This window comes from Stenotrophomonas sp. 05L413 (assembly GCF_056397945.1).
On sequence record NZ_JBFTOL010000001.1, the window covers coordinates 850,543 to 866,199 of the forward strand.

The 15,657-nt window shown below is 67.6% G+C and carries 11 protein-coding genes; 5 read left to right on the top strand and 6 right to left on the bottom strand.

Features of this window, described 5'->3' with window-relative positions:
- Positions 1 to 30 precede the first annotated feature (30 nt).
- The 3 genes from AC1DIQ_RS03775 to aspS all read right to left on the bottom strand — a co-directional run bounded on the left by AC1DIQ_RS03775 (position 31) and on the right by aspS (position 3,192).
- Entirely contained in the window at positions 31 to 663 is a 633-nt protein-coding gene (locus AC1DIQ_RS03775) for an esterase/lipase family protein (protein ID WP_121039166.1), read from the bottom strand.
- Positions 664 to 772: 109 nt separating this feature from the next.
- Complete coding sequence (locus AC1DIQ_RS03780; RefSeq protein ID WP_193222761.1) at positions 773 to 1,306, bottom strand: GNAT family N-acetyltransferase; 534 nt, start codon at positions 1,304 to 1,306, stop codon at positions 773 to 775.
- Positions 1,307 to 1,434: 128 nt separating this feature from the next.
- Complete coding sequence (gene aspS, locus AC1DIQ_RS03785; protein WP_121039169.1) at positions 1,435 to 3,192, bottom strand: aspartate--tRNA ligase; 1,758 nt, start codon at positions 3,190 to 3,192, stop codon at positions 1,435 to 1,437.
- Between the two features lie 171 nt (positions 3,193 to 3,363).
- Between aspS and AC1DIQ_RS03790 the strand changes: the two genes are divergently transcribed.
- Positions 3,364 to 4,317: a DUF3011 domain-containing protein gene (locus AC1DIQ_RS03790; RefSeq protein ID WP_152151883.1), complete on the top strand. Its 954-nt coding sequence runs from the start codon at positions 3,364 to 3,366 to the stop codon at positions 4,315 to 4,317.
- A 49-nt stretch (positions 4,318 to 4,366) separates the two neighbouring features.
- Here AC1DIQ_RS03790 and AC1DIQ_RS03795 read toward each other — a convergent pair whose 3' ends face one another.
- Complete coding sequence (locus AC1DIQ_RS03795; RefSeq protein WP_478049454.1) at positions 4,367 to 5,002, bottom strand: hypothetical protein; 636 nt, start codon at positions 5,000 to 5,002, stop codon at positions 4,367 to 4,369.
- A gap of 162 nt (positions 5,003 to 5,164) precedes the next feature.
- Between AC1DIQ_RS03795 and AC1DIQ_RS03800 the strand changes: the two genes are divergently transcribed.
- Both AC1DIQ_RS03800 and ggpS read left to right on the top strand, forming a co-directional pair.
- Complete coding sequence (locus tag AC1DIQ_RS03800) at positions 5,165 to 6,433, top strand: MFS transporter (protein WP_121041194.1); 1,269 nt, start codon at positions 5,165 to 5,167, stop codon at positions 6,431 to 6,433.
- A gap of 62 nt (positions 6,434 to 6,495) precedes the next feature.
- Positions 6,496 to 8,742: a glucosylglycerol-phosphate synthase gene (ggpS, locus tag AC1DIQ_RS03805; RefSeq protein ID WP_152152013.1), complete on the top strand. Its 2,247-nt coding sequence runs from the start codon at positions 6,496 to 6,498 to the stop codon at positions 8,740 to 8,742.
- Between the two features lie 158 nt (positions 8,743 to 8,900).
- Here the strand turns inward: ggpS and blaL2 are convergent, their stop codons facing one another.
- Positions 8,901 to 9,815, bottom strand: coding sequence for a L2 family extended-spectrum class A beta-lactamase (blaL2, locus tag AC1DIQ_RS03810; protein ID WP_478049455.1), 915 nt, complete (start codon positions 9,813 to 9,815; stop codon positions 8,901 to 8,903).
- A 205-nt stretch (positions 9,816 to 10,020) separates the two neighbouring features.
- Here blaL2 and AC1DIQ_RS03815 point away from each other — a divergent pair, with 205 nt between their 5' ends.
- Complete coding sequence (locus AC1DIQ_RS03815) at positions 10,021 to 10,881, top strand: LysR family transcriptional regulator (RefSeq protein WP_121039184.1); 861 nt, start codon at positions 10,021 to 10,023, stop codon at positions 10,879 to 10,881.
- Between the two features lie 143 nt (positions 10,882 to 11,024).
- Here AC1DIQ_RS03815 and AC1DIQ_RS03820 read toward each other — a convergent pair whose 3' ends face one another.
- Complete coding sequence (locus tag AC1DIQ_RS03820; protein ID WP_121039187.1) at positions 11,025 to 12,881, bottom strand: ABC-F family ATP-binding cassette domain-containing protein; 1,857 nt, start codon at positions 12,879 to 12,881, stop codon at positions 11,025 to 11,027.
- Between the two features lie 344 nt (positions 12,882 to 13,225).
- Between AC1DIQ_RS03820 and AC1DIQ_RS03825 the strand changes: the two genes are divergently transcribed.
- Entirely contained in the window at positions 13,226 to 15,619 is a 2,394-nt protein-coding gene (locus tag AC1DIQ_RS03825; protein ID WP_282263916.1) for a TonB-dependent receptor plug domain-containing protein, read from the top strand.
- Positions 15,620 to 15,657 lie beyond the last annotated feature (38 nt).

The window sequence follows — 15,657 nt, forward strand, 5'->3', positions numbered from 1 at the left end:
TCGGCCTGCCCGTGTCAGTGCCGGGCCCGATCAGGCAGCGTGGGCCGCGTCGTCCCGGCGGAATCGGCCATCGCGCAGGAACGCGGCGGTCTGGCGCGCGGCATCCGGTGAGAACACCAGCCCGCTATGGCTGGCCGGGATCACGCAGTGGTCGGCCAGGCCCGGCAACTGCGTCTCATCCAGCGCCACGGTGCCATCGGAGGCATCGCCACAGGCGCCCAGCAGGCTGCCCAGCCCGTGCGGGACGGAGCCGGCGATCAGGCCGACCTGCGCCCTGCCCTCCCAGGCCGGCAGGCCATCCAGCAGCAGTTCCGAGCTGCGCCCCAGCGCCAGCGACCAGCCGTGATCGCTCAGCGAGCGCGCGGTCACACTGCCACGCAACGGCGAGCCGAGGCAGACCACCCGCGAAACCGGCAGTTCCGGCGCGCGCCGCAGCGCCTCCAGCGCGACCAGCCCGCCCAGGCTGTGCCCGACCAGCGAGACCGGACCGCTGCCCTTGAGCCGCTCCAGCAGTTGCGGCACCGCCACCTCCGGCCCCCCGAACACACTGGAATACCCGAAGGTATCCACGGCGAAGCCACGGGCACGCAGACGCCAGGCCAGCGGGCCGACCCACGCGCGCGCATTCCAGATGCCATGCAGCAGTAAAACAGGGGGATTCATGGTGTCAGCCTAGCCCGTTGGGCGGGGCGCCTGCAGAAGGAAACAGCGTCATTAGACGAATGGACCGGACAACGGCAGGTGAAGCCATCGCGGCCCGTCAGGATCGGGCTCAGGCGGCCGTTGGCGGGCGGCGCAGGATGAACTCCAGGTCGCGCACCTTGCCGACCGGGAACTCATAGGTGCCGACCTTGCTGAAGCCGTAGCGGGCATAGAAGCGCTGCGCGCCGAAGTTTTCCGACCACACCCCCAGCCACACCGTGCGGGGGCCCTCGCGTTCCAGCCAGGCCAGCGCGGTTTCGAACAGACGGCTGCCCCAGCCACAGCTCTGCTGGTCCTTGATCAGGTACAGGCGCTTGAGCTCGCCATCGCCGGGCTGCACCTCGGCATGCGGCAGCCCACAGGGGCCGGCAGCGGCGTGGCCCACGGCAACACCGTCCAGCTCCAGCAGCCAGACTGCGTAATCGGGGTGTTCGAGGATGATGCGCTGGCGCTGCGCCGGGTAGGCCTCGTCGAGGAAGGCCTGCAGGTCCTCGGGCGGGTACAGATGGCCGAAGGTTTCCACGAAGGTACGCGCGGCCAGCACCGACAGGGTCTGGGCATCGTCCGGGGTGGCGCGGCGGATGGTGTAGCGGCCTGGGGTCACGGCGGGAGCATCGGCATCGGCGGGAGCCGCCAATTTACCTGAACGCTGCGATGATGGCGCGGCCCGGCACCGACCTCCTGCCGGTACCTGCCGCACCCCACGCCGACCGATGGCCGGCGCTTGCCGGCTTATTCCTTGACCGCGCGCGGACGCACCTGGACGTGCACTTCGGCCAGCTGCTCGTCCGGGATCGGCGAGGGGGCACCGGTCATCAGGCACTGCGCGCCGGTGGTCTTCGGGAACGGGATCACGTCGCGGATCGACTCGGTACCGGCCATCAGTGCCGCGATGCGGTCGATACCGAAGGCGATGCCACCGTGCGGCGGCGCGCCGAAACGCAGCGCGTCGAGCAGGAAGCCGAACTTGCCCTCGGCCTCTTCGGCCCCGATGCCCAGCAGGTCGAACACCGCGCTCTGCATGTCCGAGCGGTGGATACGGATGGAACCACCGCCGATCTCGTTGCCGTTGAGCACCATGTCATAGCCCCGCGACACGGCGGTCTTCGCATTCGCGCGCAGATCGGCAATGTCGTCCACCGCCGGTGCGGTGAAGGGGTGGTGCAGGGCGACGTAGCGCTGGGCTTCGTCGTCGTACTCGAACATCGGGAAATCGGTGACCCACAGCGGTGCCCAGCCGGCGGCGACCAGGTTGAAGTCCTTGCCGGCCTTCAGGCGCAGGGCGCCCATGAAGTCGGAGACCTTGTTGTAGCCACCGGCGCCGAAGAACACGATGTCGCCGTTACCGGCACCCACCTGGGCGACCAGCGCGGCGAAGGCCTCTTCGCTGAAGAACTTGGCGATCGGCGAGGCAACTTCGCCGCTCTCGCTGATCTTGATGTAGGCCAGGCCCTTGGCGCCGTACTTGGCGGCATGCGCGGCGTAGTCGTCGATCTGCTTGCGCGACAGGCTGGCACCACCCGGGATGCGCAGCGCGGCGACGCGGCCATCGGCATCATTGGCGGCGGCGGTGAACACCGGGAACTCGCTGGTCTTGACCAGCTCGGCCACGTCCACCAGCTCCAGCGCGATGCGCAGGTCCGGCTTGTCCGAGCCATAGCGACGCATCGCTTCGGCCCAGGTCATGCGCGGGAAGCTGGCGGCCAGCTCCACGTCCACCACTTCCTTGAAGATGGCGCGGATCATGGTTTCCACGAAGTCCTGCACGTCGCGCTCGCGCACGAAGGCAAACTCCATGTCCAGCTGGGTGAATTCCAGCTGGCGGTCGGCACGCAGGGCTTCATCGCGGAAGCAGCGCGCGATCTGGTAGTAACGGTCGAAGCCGGCCACCATGAGGATCTGCTTGAACAGCTGCGGGCTCTGCGGCAGGGCGTAGAACTCGCCCGGGTGCATGCGCGCCGGCACCAGGAAGTCGCGGGCGCCTTCCGGGGTGGCCTTGGTCAGGATCGGGGTTTCGATGTCCTGGAAGCCGGTGGCATCCAGGTGGCGGCGCAGGGCCTGCACCAGCTTGATGCGGGTGCGCTGCATGCGCTGCATTTCCGGGCGGCGCAGATCCAGGTAACGGTACTTCAGGCGGGTTTCTTCGCCCGGGTTCTCGTGCGCGTGGAACGGCAGCGGCTCGGCCTTGTTGAGGAGGGTGATGGCCGTGGCGATCACTTCCACCTTGCCGGTGCGGAGCTTGTCGTTGGCCGCATGGCGCGCGCGCACCACGCCTTCCACCTGCAGCACGTCCTCGTAGCCCAGGCTGGCGGCCACGGCGAATACAGCGGCGTTGTCGACTTCCACCGTCACCTGCACGATGCCTTCATGATCACGCAGATCGATGAAGACCACGCCGCCCTGGTTGCGGGCAACGTCGGTCCAGCCGGCGAGGGTTACGGTTTGGCCAATCAGGGTCTCGTCGACCAGGCCACAGAAGTGGGTACGCATGGGGGTAAAGCTCCGCAGGAGAGTGCCGGCGCCAAGCTGCGCCGGAAAGCCCGTTATTCTGCGGCCGCCAGCCCGGCGGGGCAAATCCGGGGGCTGCGGCCCGGCATCACACCCTCTGAACCGGGGCCATTCCTATAGTCCGCGCACCAACGACCGCACGGGGATGTCGCCATGCAACGCCGTCTGAGCACCGTCTGCCTCACCCTTGCCCTGGCCTGTATGGCCCCGGCCCTCCACGCCCAGATGAGTACCCGGGCCTATGCCCCGGAGAATCTGTCGCAGCTGTCCTCCTCCGACCGCAGCCGGGTCATCACCCAGGAATACGCCGACCAGTCCAATGGCCGCCGGATCCCGGACGACCAGCTGCGCTTCTACCTGGCCCAGGTCAATTCGGGCTGGAACTTCTCCCGCATCAAGCAGGACATCGCCACCTCGCTGCGCGGCAACGGCAACGGCGGTGGCTGGAATGGCGGCGGCAACGGCCCCGGCAACAACGGCACGGTCCGCTGCGAAAGCCAGGACAACCGCGAGCGGGTCTGCAACACGGGCTGGCGCAGTGCCCGGCTGTCCCGCCAGATCTCCGGGACGACCTGTACCGAGGGCCGCAACTGGGGCTCGCGCGACGGGACGGTCTGGGTCAGCGGCGGTTGCCGAGCCGAATTCGTCGAGGGCCGTGGCAATGGCGGCAACTGGGGCGGCGGTGGCGGTACCGGCGCGACGATCCGCTGCGAGAGCCAGGATAACCGCGAGCGCACCTGCAACACCGGCTGGCGCAACGCAAGCCTGGTCCGCCAGATCTCCGGTACGGCGTGTGTCGAGGGCCAGACCTGGGGCGTGCGCAATGGGGCGATCTGGGTCAATCGCGGCTGCCGCGGCGAGTTCGCCGAAGCGCGTGGCAACAGCGGTGGCAACTGGGGAGGCGGTGGCGGCAACAGCAATTACAGCGTGACCTGCAGCAGCAACGACAAGCGCCAGCAGACCTGTGCCTGGGATGCCCGTCAGGGTCGCCCGGCGCTGGTGCAGCAGTTGTCGGGCACGGCCTGCGTGGAAGGCCGCAGCTGGGGCTACAGCAATGGCAGCCTGTGGGTCAGCGGCGGCTGCCGCGCCCGGTTCGGGGCGCGCTGAGCGTTACTGCCCGCGGTAGGTGCCGACCGCGGGTCGGCACCGGTGAACGTTACGGCGCGGGCGTCTCACTGCCCCACGGCGCCGGCGGCAATGCCACCGGCTTGCTCAGATCGAACACCACCTGGAAGTGGCGGCCGCCCGGGCGGGTCAATTCGTAGACGAAGCGCTGATCCGGCTCCACTTCCATCGCCCAGGTGTTCTGCACCGAAGCGAGCATGTCCGCCTTGCGGAACATCGCCACGGAATCCGAATCGACCGGGAAGGACTGACGTTGCGCGGTACCCGGCGGTTTGCTGTCGCCACCGTACATCGTCACCGCATCCGGGCTGCCATCTTCGTGGCGGTGATCATGCTTCAGGCGCAGGCCGTTCTCGGTACGGCTCAGCACCCAGGTACGCGAGTGGTCGTCGCCGACATGGAACGGAATCCGCAGCTCGTGCGCCGGATCCTCGCAGCCACGCACATGCATCACCAGGCGCTTGCCCTCGAACGGGTCCGGCGCATCGGTGCGCGGTTCGTTGACCGCGATGCGACCTTCGAACGCTTTGCCGCAATGCGCAGCCACGGCGGACATGAAGGCATCGGACGGTGCCATCGACACCTCATGCCCGACGGTGTCGTTGGAGCCACTGCAGGCGGTGATCGCCAATGCAGCGGCCAAAGGAAGAAGTTTGACTGCGTTCATGCCCCCACCCTAACGGTCGCGACCGGGCAGCGCAAACCGCGCGCCTGATGCGACAGACCGGCTTACGCGCGCATCGCCGCCGCTGCAACCGGGGCTTCATTGCCCCTGTGTTATGGTCAATCACGTGACTTGTTCGCCTTCTTCCCCACGAAGGGCGCACGCATGTTGCGGTTGACCGCCCTGCTCGCCGGTGTGGCGCTGCTGCTGACCGGCAGCGGCCTGCTCGGCACATTGCTGGCGGTGCGCGGGGGTGAAGCCGGCTTCGGTGCCGGCACGTTGGGGTTGGTGATGTCCGGCTATTTCGCCGGTTTTTTCATCGGCACCTTCTTCGCCCCCTCGCTGATCGGCCGCATCGGCCATATCCGTGCGTTTGCCTTCTTTGCCGCCCTCGCCGCCATCGCGGTGCTGTTGCACCCTCTGTGGATCAATCCGGTGGGTTGGGGCGTGCTGCGCATCCTCACCGGCATCGCGCTGGTAGGCCTTTACACGGTGATCGAGAGCTGGCTCAACGCCGAGCCAGACCCGCGCCTGCGCAGCCGCGCTTTCTCGCTCTACATGGTGGTCAACCTCTCGGCACTGGCGCTCGGCCAGGTGCTGCTGATGCTGGGCGACGCCGGCGCGACCTCGATGTTCATGCTGACCGCGATCCTGGTCTGCGCGGCAGTATTGCCGGTCACCGCTACGCGCCTGCGCCCGCCGGAGATTCCCTCGGTGCCGCGCCTGAAACTGGCGCGGCTGTATGCGATGGCCCCGGTGGCGACGGTTGCCGCCGGCCTCTCCGGCCTGGCGATGGGTGCGTTCTGGGGCTTGCTGCCGGTCTACGCTGGTGAGGTCGGCCTGGACGGCAATGGCGTTGCCCTGTTCATGCTGACCGCCATCGCCGGTGGCGCGTTGCTGCAATGGCCATTGGGTCACATCAGCGACGGGCATGACCGCCGCACCGGACTGGTCGCACTGAGCCTGGCCGCGGCGGGTATCGCAGTGGTGGCCTCGCTGCCGATGATCCAGCTGCAGACCCATCTGCTGTTCGGCCTGTTTTTCTTCTATGGCGGGCTGGCCTTCGCGCTGTATCCCTTCGCGGTCGCGCACATGCTCGATTACCTGCCGCGCGAAGATCTGCTCTCGGGCTGCTCCAGCCTGCTGCTGGTCCATGGCGTGGGCGCCGCGCTCGGCCCCGCGTTGGCGGGCGCGGCCATGCAACAGTTCGGCGCGCCTGCACTGCCGTTGTACTTCGCGGTGGTCCTGATGCTGCTGGCCTTGTTCACCACCGCGCGCCTGCTCAGTTTCCAGCGGCTGCGCACGCATCCGGTCGGCTTCCGGCTGATGCTGCGCACCACCCCCTCGGCGCTGGAACTGATGCCCGAGACCGACACCGCGCCGCCGGATCCCGATATCCCCCTCCCCTCTGACTCCGATAAGGAAGTGCATTGACTGTTTCGACACCGACCTCCCTCACTCCAACCCGTACACCGCCGGCGCCGCCGGCCCCGCAATTGATTCTCGCCACCGATCTGGATGGCACCTTCCTCGCCGGCGATCCCGCCGCGCGTCATCGGCTCTACCGGCTGGTCGACCAGCACCCGGGCATCCGCCTGATCTTCATCACCGGCCGCGGCCTGGAAGCAGTGATGCCCCTGCTCTCCGATCCGGCCATTCCGCGCCCGGATTACGTGGTCTGCGATGTCGGTGCGACCGTCGTCGACGGCCACACCCTGCAGCCGCTGCAGCCCCTGCAATCGATGATCGACGCGCACTGGCCGGGCGAGCAGGTGGTCGCCGCCGCGATGCGTCCGTTCACCGCACTCCAGCGCCAGGATGTGCCGCAGGAACGCCGCTGCTCGTATTTCTGCGATCCGGACACGCTGGCGCCGCTGCGCTCGCAGATCCAGGCCGCCGCGCAGGCGCTGGGCTGCGATGTGCTGTACTCGGCCGACCGCTATCTCGACATCCTGCCGCCGGACACCGACAAGGGCCGCACCCTGGCCGCGCTTGCGCGCCTGCTGGAGCTCCCGCGCGACCGCATCCTGGTGGCCGGTGACACCCTCAATGACCTGTCGATGTACACCTCCGGTTTCCGCGGGGTGTGCGTGGGCGATTCGGAGCCGGCGCTGACTGCCGCGACGGCCGACCTGAAGCACACCTTCCATGCACAGGCGCCGGGTTGCGGCGGCATCCTCGAAGCGATCGAACATTTCGGCCTGCTCGCCGATGACGATCCCTTCCTGCGCCCACCGCCGCAGGCGCGCGCCGACGGCGCCGACCTGGTGATGGTCTATCACCGCCTGCCCTTCGATGAAGTGATGGAAGACGGCGTGCTGGTGCAGCGCCCGCCGCGCTCGCCCAACGGCATCATCCCCTCGCTGCTGAGCTTCTTCGAAGGCGGCCAGAAGGGCTCCTGGGTCGCCTGGGGCATCGATGAACCCAAGCGCGGTCCGTTCCAGACGCACCTGGCGGTGGATGCCGAGCGCTACCCGACCCTGACCGCTGCGCGCGTGCCGCTGAGCAAACAGGAAGTGGACATTTTCTACAAGCGCTTCTCCAAGGAAGCGTTCTGGCCGATGCTGCACGTGTTCTGGGAACGCGCGAAGTTCCGTGAGGAAGACTGGCAGGTATTCCTGAAGGTCAACCGCAAGTTCGCCGAGGCCACCGCCGCCGAGGCCGCGCATGGCGCCACCGTGTGGATCCACGACTACAACCTGTGGATGGTGCCGGCCACGCTGCGCGAACTGCGCCCGGACCTGAAGATCGCCTTCTTCCACCACACCTACTTCCCGTCGGCGGATGTGTTCAATGTGGTGCCGTGGCGCCGCGAGATCATCGGCAGCCTGCTCAGCTGCGACTACATCGGCTTCCACATTCCGCGCCAGGTGGAAAACTTCGTGGACGTCGTGCGCGGTGCGATGCCGGCCGAACGGCTGGCGTGGGAAAGCTGTGCCCCGCGCTTCCTCACCTATGGGTGCGCCGTGGGTCTGGACACGATGACCACGCGCCTGCGCGTGGGCGACCGCGAAGTCGCCCTCGGTGCGCACCCGGTCGGCACCGATCTGCGCCGCATCCACAACGTGCTCGCCCGCAGCGACGTGCGCAATGACATCTTCAAGCTGCGCCGCGAGATCGGCGCGCGCAAGCTGGTGCTGTCAGTGGAGCGCCTGGATTACACCAAGGGCACGCTGGCCAAGCTGGAGGCGTTCGAGCGGTTGCTGGAGCAGCATCCGGATCGCCAGGGCAAAGTCACCCTGCTCATGATCTGCGTACCGGCCGCGCGCGAGATGACCATCTACCGCACGCTGCAGAACCAGATCGAGCAGGCGGTGGGGCGGATCAACGGGCGCTTCTCGCGGCTCGACTGGACCCCCGTGCGCTTCTTCGCCCAGGCATTGCCGTTCGAAGAGGTGGTGGCGCACTACGCCGCCGCGCAGGTGATGTGGATCACCCCGTTGCGCGATGGCTTGAACCTGGTGTCCAAGGAGTTCGTGGCCACGCAGGGCATCGAGGGCAGCAACGGCGTGCTGGTGCTGAGCGAATTCGCCGGTGCGGCGGCCGAGCTGAAGGGCGCGGTGCTGACCAATCCGCATGACCCGGCCGACCTCACCGCGGGCTTGTTGCAGGCGTTGTCGATGCCCGACGAGGAAGCCACCGGGCGCATGCGCCAGCTGTTCGGCAGCGTGGAGTATTACGACGTGGATCGCTGGGGCCGGGACTTCCTGGAAGCGGTACGCACCAGCCACACCGAAGGCTGACGTTGTAGAGGTAGTGCCGGCCGCTGGCCGGCTCCAAGCGGTGCCGGCTCCAAGCGGTGCCGGTTTCATGGGTTGCCGGCCAGCGGCCGGCACTACCCTGTGCTGCACCGACCAACGGTCGGTGCCTGCCGGCGGGGTGGCGTACCGGGCGGTGTGGCTTACCCGGCGTGCTGCATGATGCCTTCGGCGATCACCGCCACCTGGCGCAGCACGTCGTTACGGCCGGCATCGTCCACCGTCGCGCCCTGCAGGTAGCTGGTCAGCACCCACGGTGCACCGCCGGCGAGCGGCCACAGAATGGCGATGTCATTGGTGGTGTCCTCGCCATTGCTGCCGGTCTTGTCACCCACCCGCCACGCCTTGGACAATCCGGCGCGCAGCCGTGTATCGCCGGTTTCGTTGTCGATCAGCCAGTCGGCCAGCTGCTGTTTCGAGGCGGGCTTGAGGACGTCACCGAGCACGAAGCGCTGCAGGCTGGCGGCCATCGCGGCCGGGCTGGTGGTATCGCGCGGGTCGCCCGGGGCGAAGCGGTTCATCTCCGGCTCGAGACGGTCATTGCGGGTCACCGCATCGCCGTTGGCACGCAGGAAGGCGGTCACGCCGGCCGGCCCACCCACCATGCCCAGCAGCAGGTTCGCGGCGGGGTTGTCGCTGGTGATCACGGTCGCCCGGCACAGGTCGCGCACGGTGACGTCCTTGCCGATGTGCCGCGTGGTCACCGGCGCATGCGAGAGCATGTCCTGCTGGCGCACGGCCACGCGCCGGTCCAGCGAGAGCCTGCCCTGGTCGGCCAGGTGCAGCACTGCGGCGGACAATACGAACTTGAACGTGCTGCACATCGGGAAGCGTTCGTCCTGCCGGTTGCCGGTGCGCCAGCCGGTGCCGGTGTTGAGCAGGGTCACGCCGAGGCGCCCGCCGCTTGCTACTTCCAACGCGGCGAAGTCTTTCGCCGCGACGGCGGGTTTCGGCGCGGGCAGCGGCGTCTTGGCGAAGGCGGTGGCGGTGGCGGTGGCCGCCAGCGCAGACGCGGCGGCCGCGCCGGTCCATTGCAGGAACTGTCGTCGAGCGGTCATGGGGTTCTCCTTGGCGAAGGCCTGAGTATTGGCAGGTTGCCGCGCCTCCACCAGCGAGGATTTTCAGCGGAAGTCATTACTTGACCTCATACCTCTTGGCATTCCCCCCGGGAATGAACGCGGAAAATGGCGTCATCTGCGGAAGTCGCTCGCCGCAGCTGCCCCTCGGTGCGAAGATGCATCAATCCTGCTCACGGCTCGCCCCATGCTCCGCCCCCAGCTGCCGCTCAACGCCCTGCGCGCCTTCGAGGCTGCCGCCCGGCACCAGAATTTCACCCGTGCCGCCTTGGAACTATGCGTCAGCCAGGCCGCGCTGAGCCATCAGATCCGGGCGCTGGAGGACCGGCTGGGCGTGTCGCTCTTCACCCGGTTGCCGCGCGGGGTCGCCCTGACCGATGAAGGCGCCCGCCTGTATCCGGTGCTCAACGAGGCCTTCGACCGCATCGCGGTGAGCCTGGACCGGTTCGTCGGCGGGCATTTCCGGGAGGTGTTGAGCGTGGGCGTGGTCGGCACCTTCGCCACCGGTTGGCTGCTGCCGCGCCTGGGGGATTTCAACGCGCGCCATCCGGATATCGAACTGCGCCTGCAGACCCACAACAACCGCATCGATCTGGCCGGTGAAGGGCTGGACCTGGCGATCCGGTTCGGTGATGGCGATTGGCAGGGGCAGGTCAGCGATGCCGTACTGGATGCCCCGTTTGCGCCGCTGTGTGCACCTGCGTTGGCACGTACGCTGCGGCAGCCGCGCGACCTGGCCAACGTGGCGTTGTTGCGCTCCTACCGCAGCGACGAGTGGCCACGCTGGCTGCAGGCCGCTGGCGCGCCGGAGCTGGACGCGCGTGGGCCCGTGTTTGATTCGTCCCTGACGCTGGCCAGTGCCGCCGCCGCAGGTGCGGGCGTGGCGCTGTTGCCGTTGAAGATGTTCGAGCAGGATCTTGCCCAAGGGCGCTTGATCCAACCCTTCGCGCAGACCCTGGATCTGGGCAGGTATTGGCTGACGCGGCTGCGCTCGCGCAGCGAGAGCGATGCGGCGCGGCGGTTCCGGGAATGGCTGGAAACCCGGTAGACCAACGCCATGAAGGGATGCCCGGCCTCGGGTAGATCCACGCCATGCGTGGATAACGCAATGCCGGGACGGAGCGCATCCACGCACGGCGTGGATCTACACGGGATGCGGCACGTACCAGCGTGCCGCATCACCCGCCGCGATCAGGCGTCCAGCAATTCCATCCACGTCTGCTCGGCCTTGCTGAGCAGGGTGGCGGTCGCTTCGCGGTCACGGCCAAGCACCGCCATGCGGGTCGCATCGGCGTAGTTGGAAGGATCGGCCAGCTGGCGGTCCAGATCGGCCAGCAGCGCTTCCAGCTCGCCCACCTTGGCTTCGGCAGCGGCCAGCTTGTGCGGGTTGGCCGGCTTGCGCGCGGGCAGCGGCGGAGTCGGCGGCGCCGGCTCCGGGGCGGCCGCGGCCATCTTCTGCTTGGTGCCCTGCGCGGCCGGACGCGAACGCAGCCACGCCGCGTAGGCATCCAGATCGCCGTCGAACGGTTCGACCACGCCATCGGCCACACGCCAGAACGTGTCGCAGACCAGACCGATCAGATGGCGGTCATGCGAGACCATCACGATCGCGCCTTCGAAGTCGGCCAACGCTTCGGCCAGCGCTTCGCGCATTTCCAGATCCAAGTGGTTGGTCGGTTCGTCGAGCAGCAGCACGTTCGGCTGCTGGTAGGCGATCAGTGCCAGGGCCAGACGCGCACGTTCGCCGCCGGAGAAGCCGTCCACCGGTTCAAACGCGCGGTCGCCGGCGAAGTTCCACTTGCCGAGGAAATCGCGGAAGGACTGGTTCGGTGCATCCGGGGCGAGGTCGCGGAAGTGCTCCATCGGCGACTGCCCTTCGTGCAGCGACTCCACCGTGTGCTGGGCGAAGTACCCGATGCGCAGGTCCGGATGCGCGGCACGCTCGCCGCTGATCGGGTCCAGTTCGCCCACCAGGGTCTTCACCAGGGTGGTCTTACCGGCACCGTTCGGGCCGAGCAGACCGATGCGCTGGCCGGCTTCCAGGCCGAAGCCCACGTTGTGCAGGATCACCGAATCGGCGCCGTAACCGGCCTCGACATGGTTCAGGCGGATCAGCGAGAACGGCAGTTTGGCCGGCGGCGCGAACTCGATGCGGAACTCGCGCTCGGCACGCACCGCTTCGGTGCCGGCCAGCTTGGCCAGGCGCTTCATGCGGCTCTGCGCCTGCGCGGCCTTGCTGGCCTGCGCCTTGAAGCGATCGATGAAGCTCTGCAGATGCGCGCGCTCCGCCTGTTCCTTGTCGTGGGCGAGCTGCTGCTGGCGCAGCTGTTCGGCGCGCTGGCGCTCGAAATCGGTATAGCCGCCGACGTACAGCTTGGCACCGCCACCGTGCAGGTGGAGGGTGTGGGTGGCCACGTTGTCCAGGAACTCGCGGTCATGCGAGATCAGCAGCAGGGTGCCCGGGTACTTGAGCAGCCACTGTTCCAGCCAGAACACGGCGTCCAGATCCAGATGGTTGGTCGGTTCGTCGAGCAGCAGCAGGTCGCTGGGCATCATCAGCGCGCGCGCCAGGTTCAGGCGCACGCGCCAGCCGCCAGAGAACGAGGAGACCGCGCGCGAGTGGGTCTCGGCCGGGAAGCCCAGGCCGTGCAGCAGCTTGCCGGCGCGCGCTTCGGCGTCATACGCGCCGATCTCGGCCATACGCTGGTGGGCGGTGGCCACCGCTTCCCAGTCTTCACGCGCTGCGGCCTCCGCCTCTTCACGCATGACGGCGGCCACCTCGGTGTCGCCCTCCAGCACGAACTGCAGCGCCGGATCGGGCAGCGACGGGGTTTCCTGGGCCACGCTGGCGATGCGGATCTTGCCGGGCAGATCCACGTCGCCCTTGTCCGCCTCCAGCTCGCCCTTCACGGCGGCGAACAGGCTGGACTTGCCGGCGCCATTGCGGCCGACCACGCCGACGCGGTACCCCGCATGCAGGGTCAGGTCGACGTTGGACAACAGCAGCCGCTCGCCACGGCGCAAGGCGAAGTTACGAAGGGAAATCATCTTGGGGGTCCATATAACGGAATGGAATGTGCTCGTGAGCACCTTTCCTGCGACGTAATTCTAGCGTTAACGAATACTTGACGCGCCCCGGGATGCGCGGCAGGCCTCGTTTCTCTCTCCCACGACCCTGCCTGCGCTTCCCCGGGACCCTCCTGTCGAATCGAACGCCTCACGTAAATGGTTGCTTCTGCAACGTTTTTTACGAAATTGGCGAAAATTTGACAAGCGATGAATATCCCGTTAATCCGTCTATTGCGCACCGCAACAACCGCCTTCGCTGACCCGATCCTCGATGTCGTGATGTCGCTTTGGTGCAGCACCGCCACTACCGGAGCCACATCCTGATGAACCGCAAGACCAGTACGCTCGCCGCCGCCGTAGCTGTCGCGCTCGGTATGTCCAGCTTCGCCGCCACCGCCCAGGACGCCCCTGCCCGCACCGCGGCCAACACCCTGGACACCATCATCGTCACCGGCACCCGCGTGGCCGACCGCACCGTGGCCGAGTCCCAGTCGCCGATCGACATCATCACCCCCGAGGCGCTGCAGTCCACCGGCACCACCGAGCTGGCCACCGCGCTGGCCCGCGCCCTGCCCTCGCTGAACTTCCCGCGCCCGGCGCTGACCGATGGCACCAGCGGCATCCGCCCAGCGCAGCTGCGCGGCCTCTCCCCGGACCAGGTGCTGGTGCTGGTCAACGGCAAGCGCCGCCACACCTCCGCGCAGATCAACGTCAACGGCAGCATCGGCCGTGGCTCGTCGGCCGTGGACATCAACGCGATTCCGATCGCCTCGATCGAGCGCGTGGAAGTGCTGCGCGACGGCGCCTCGGCGCAGTACGGCTCGGACGCCATCGCCGGTGTGATCAACATCGTGCTCAAGGGGTCCTCCTCCGGCGGCAGCCTGGCGCTGGATGCCGGCCAGTACTCGGCCGGTGACGGCAACAAGTACCAGCTCTCCGGCGACACCGGTATCGGCTTCGCCGACGGCCGCGGCAGCGTGCATGTGGCCGGCCAGATCGTCCAGCAGGACGAGAGCAACCGCGCCGGCCCCTACCAGGGCACCGCGCCCAACACGGGCAACTTCCCGAACATCGGCCAGACCACCTTCGTGGTCGGTGACCCGCAGGTGGATGCTACCGCGGCCTCGGCCAATGCCAGCTTCCAGTTCAGCGACCACGTCTCGGCCTACGCCACCGCGATGGCCAGCAACCGCGACATCACCTCGTTCGCGTTCTACCGCTCGCGCAACAACAGCAACCAGGGCCCGCTGCTGGCGCAGACCTACCCGGACGGCTTCGTGCCGGAGATCAATCAGTACTCCAAGGACCGCTCGCTGGTCGCCGGGGTCAAGGGCGATACGGACAGCGGCTGGAACTGGGACGTCAGCTACAACTACGGCGCCAACAAGATCGATTTCCACACCCGTAACAGCATCAACTACGCGCTCGGCGTGAACAGCCCGCGCTCGTTCTACGATGGCGCGCTGGAGTACACCCAGAACATCGTCAATGCCGATGTGACCAAGACCCTGGACTGGGGCCTGGCCTACCCGGTCACGCTGTCCTTCGGCGGTGAATACCGCAAGGAAAAGTGGGAGCAGTCCGCCGGTGAACTGAACTCCTATACCGGCAGCGGTGCGCAGGGCTTCGGTGGCTTCACCCCACTCAACGCGGTGGATGCCGACCGCGACAACTACGCCGTCTATGCCGGCCTGGAAGCCGACCTCACCGACAAGTTCTCCGCCGGTGTGACCGGCCGCTATGAGGATTACTCGGACTTCGGCGACAAGTTCTCCGGCAAGCTCTCCGCACGCTACGCCTTCACCGACAAGGTCGCCCTGCGCGCCACGGCGTCGAGCGGCTTCCGCGCGCCGTCGCTGGCCCAGCAGAGCTACCAGGCGGTGACCAGCACGATCATCAACGGCGTGTTCGTCGAACGCGGCACCTTCCCGACCACCAGCCCTGCCGCGCAGGCCCTGGGCGCCAGCCCGCTGAAGGCCGAAAGCTCGACCTCCTACAGCCTGGGTCTGGTACTGCAGCCGGTGGATCGCCTGTACCTGACCGTGGATGCGTACCAGATCGACATCGACGACCGCATCGTCTTGTCGACCAACATCACCACCAATGACGCCGCCAATGCGCTGCTGGCCAACCTGGGTCTGCCGGGCGTCACCGCGTTCTCCTACTTCACCAACGGCGTGGACACCCGCACCCGCGGTGTGGATGCGGTCTCCAGTTACACGATTCCCTTCGCCGCCAGCTCGCTGGAGCTGACCGCCGCCTACAGCTACAACGAGACCGAGGTGAAGAAGTTCATCGCCTCGCCGGCGGTGTTCGGCGCGCTGGGCATCACCCAGTCGCTGATCGGCCGCGACGAGATCGGCCGCATCGAGGACAGCTACCCGCGCGACAAGACCATCCTCAGCGGCACCTGGCGTTCGGACCGCTGGGACCTGAACCTGGCCGCCACCCGCTACGGCTCGTTCACGGTGCGCAACTCGGCTACCGCCCTGCGCGACCAGACCTACGACGCCTCGTGGGTGCTCGATGCCTCGGCCAGCTACAAGCCGAGCGAGAACTGGACCCTGACCCTGGGCGCGGACAACATCCTGGACGAGTACCCGGACCGCACCGTGGACCTGCAGAACTCCACCTGGGGCATGCTGCCGTACAGCAACTACTCGCCGTATGGGTTCAACGGCGCCTATGTGTACGGTCGCGTGACGTACAAGTGGTAACCCAAGGTAGTGCCGGCCGCTGGCCGGCAACCTCCTGA

Excerpts from the sequence above, each read along its gene's own strand:
- AC1DIQ_RS03825 (WP_282263916.1), top strand. The coding sequence starts at position 13,226 with ATGAACCGCAAGACCAGTACGCTCGCCGCCGCCGTAGCTGTCGCGCTC.
- AC1DIQ_RS03795 (WP_478049454.1), bottom strand. The coding sequence starts at position 5,002 with ATGAACGCAGTCAAACTTCTTCCTTTGGCCGCTGCATTGGCGATCACC.
- aspS (WP_121039169.1), bottom strand. The coding sequence starts at position 3,192 with ATGCGTACCCACTTCTGTGGCCTGGTCGACGAGACCCTGATTGGCCAA.
- AC1DIQ_RS03800 (WP_121041194.1), top strand. The coding sequence starts at position 5,165 with ATGTTGCGGTTGACCGCCCTGCTCGCCGGTGTGGCGCTGCTGCTGACC.
- AC1DIQ_RS03820 (WP_121039187.1), bottom strand. The coding sequence starts at position 12,881 with ATGATTTCCCTTCGTAACTTCGCCTTGCGCCGTGGCGAGCGGCTGCTG.
- AC1DIQ_RS03790 (WP_152151883.1), top strand. The coding sequence starts at position 3,364 with ATGCAACGCCGTCTGAGCACCGTCTGCCTCACCCTTGCCCTGGCCTGT.
- AC1DIQ_RS03815 (WP_121039184.1), top strand. The coding sequence starts at position 10,021 with ATGCTCCGCCCCCAGCTGCCGCTCAACGCCCTGCGCGCCTTCGAGGCT.
- blaL2 (WP_478049455.1), bottom strand. The coding sequence starts at position 9,815 with ATGACCGCTCGACGACAGTTCCTGCAATGGACCGGCGCGGCCGCCGCG.
- AC1DIQ_RS03775 (WP_121039166.1), bottom strand. The coding sequence starts at position 663 with ATGAATCCCCCTGTTTTACTGCTGCATGGCATCTGGAATGCGCGCGCG.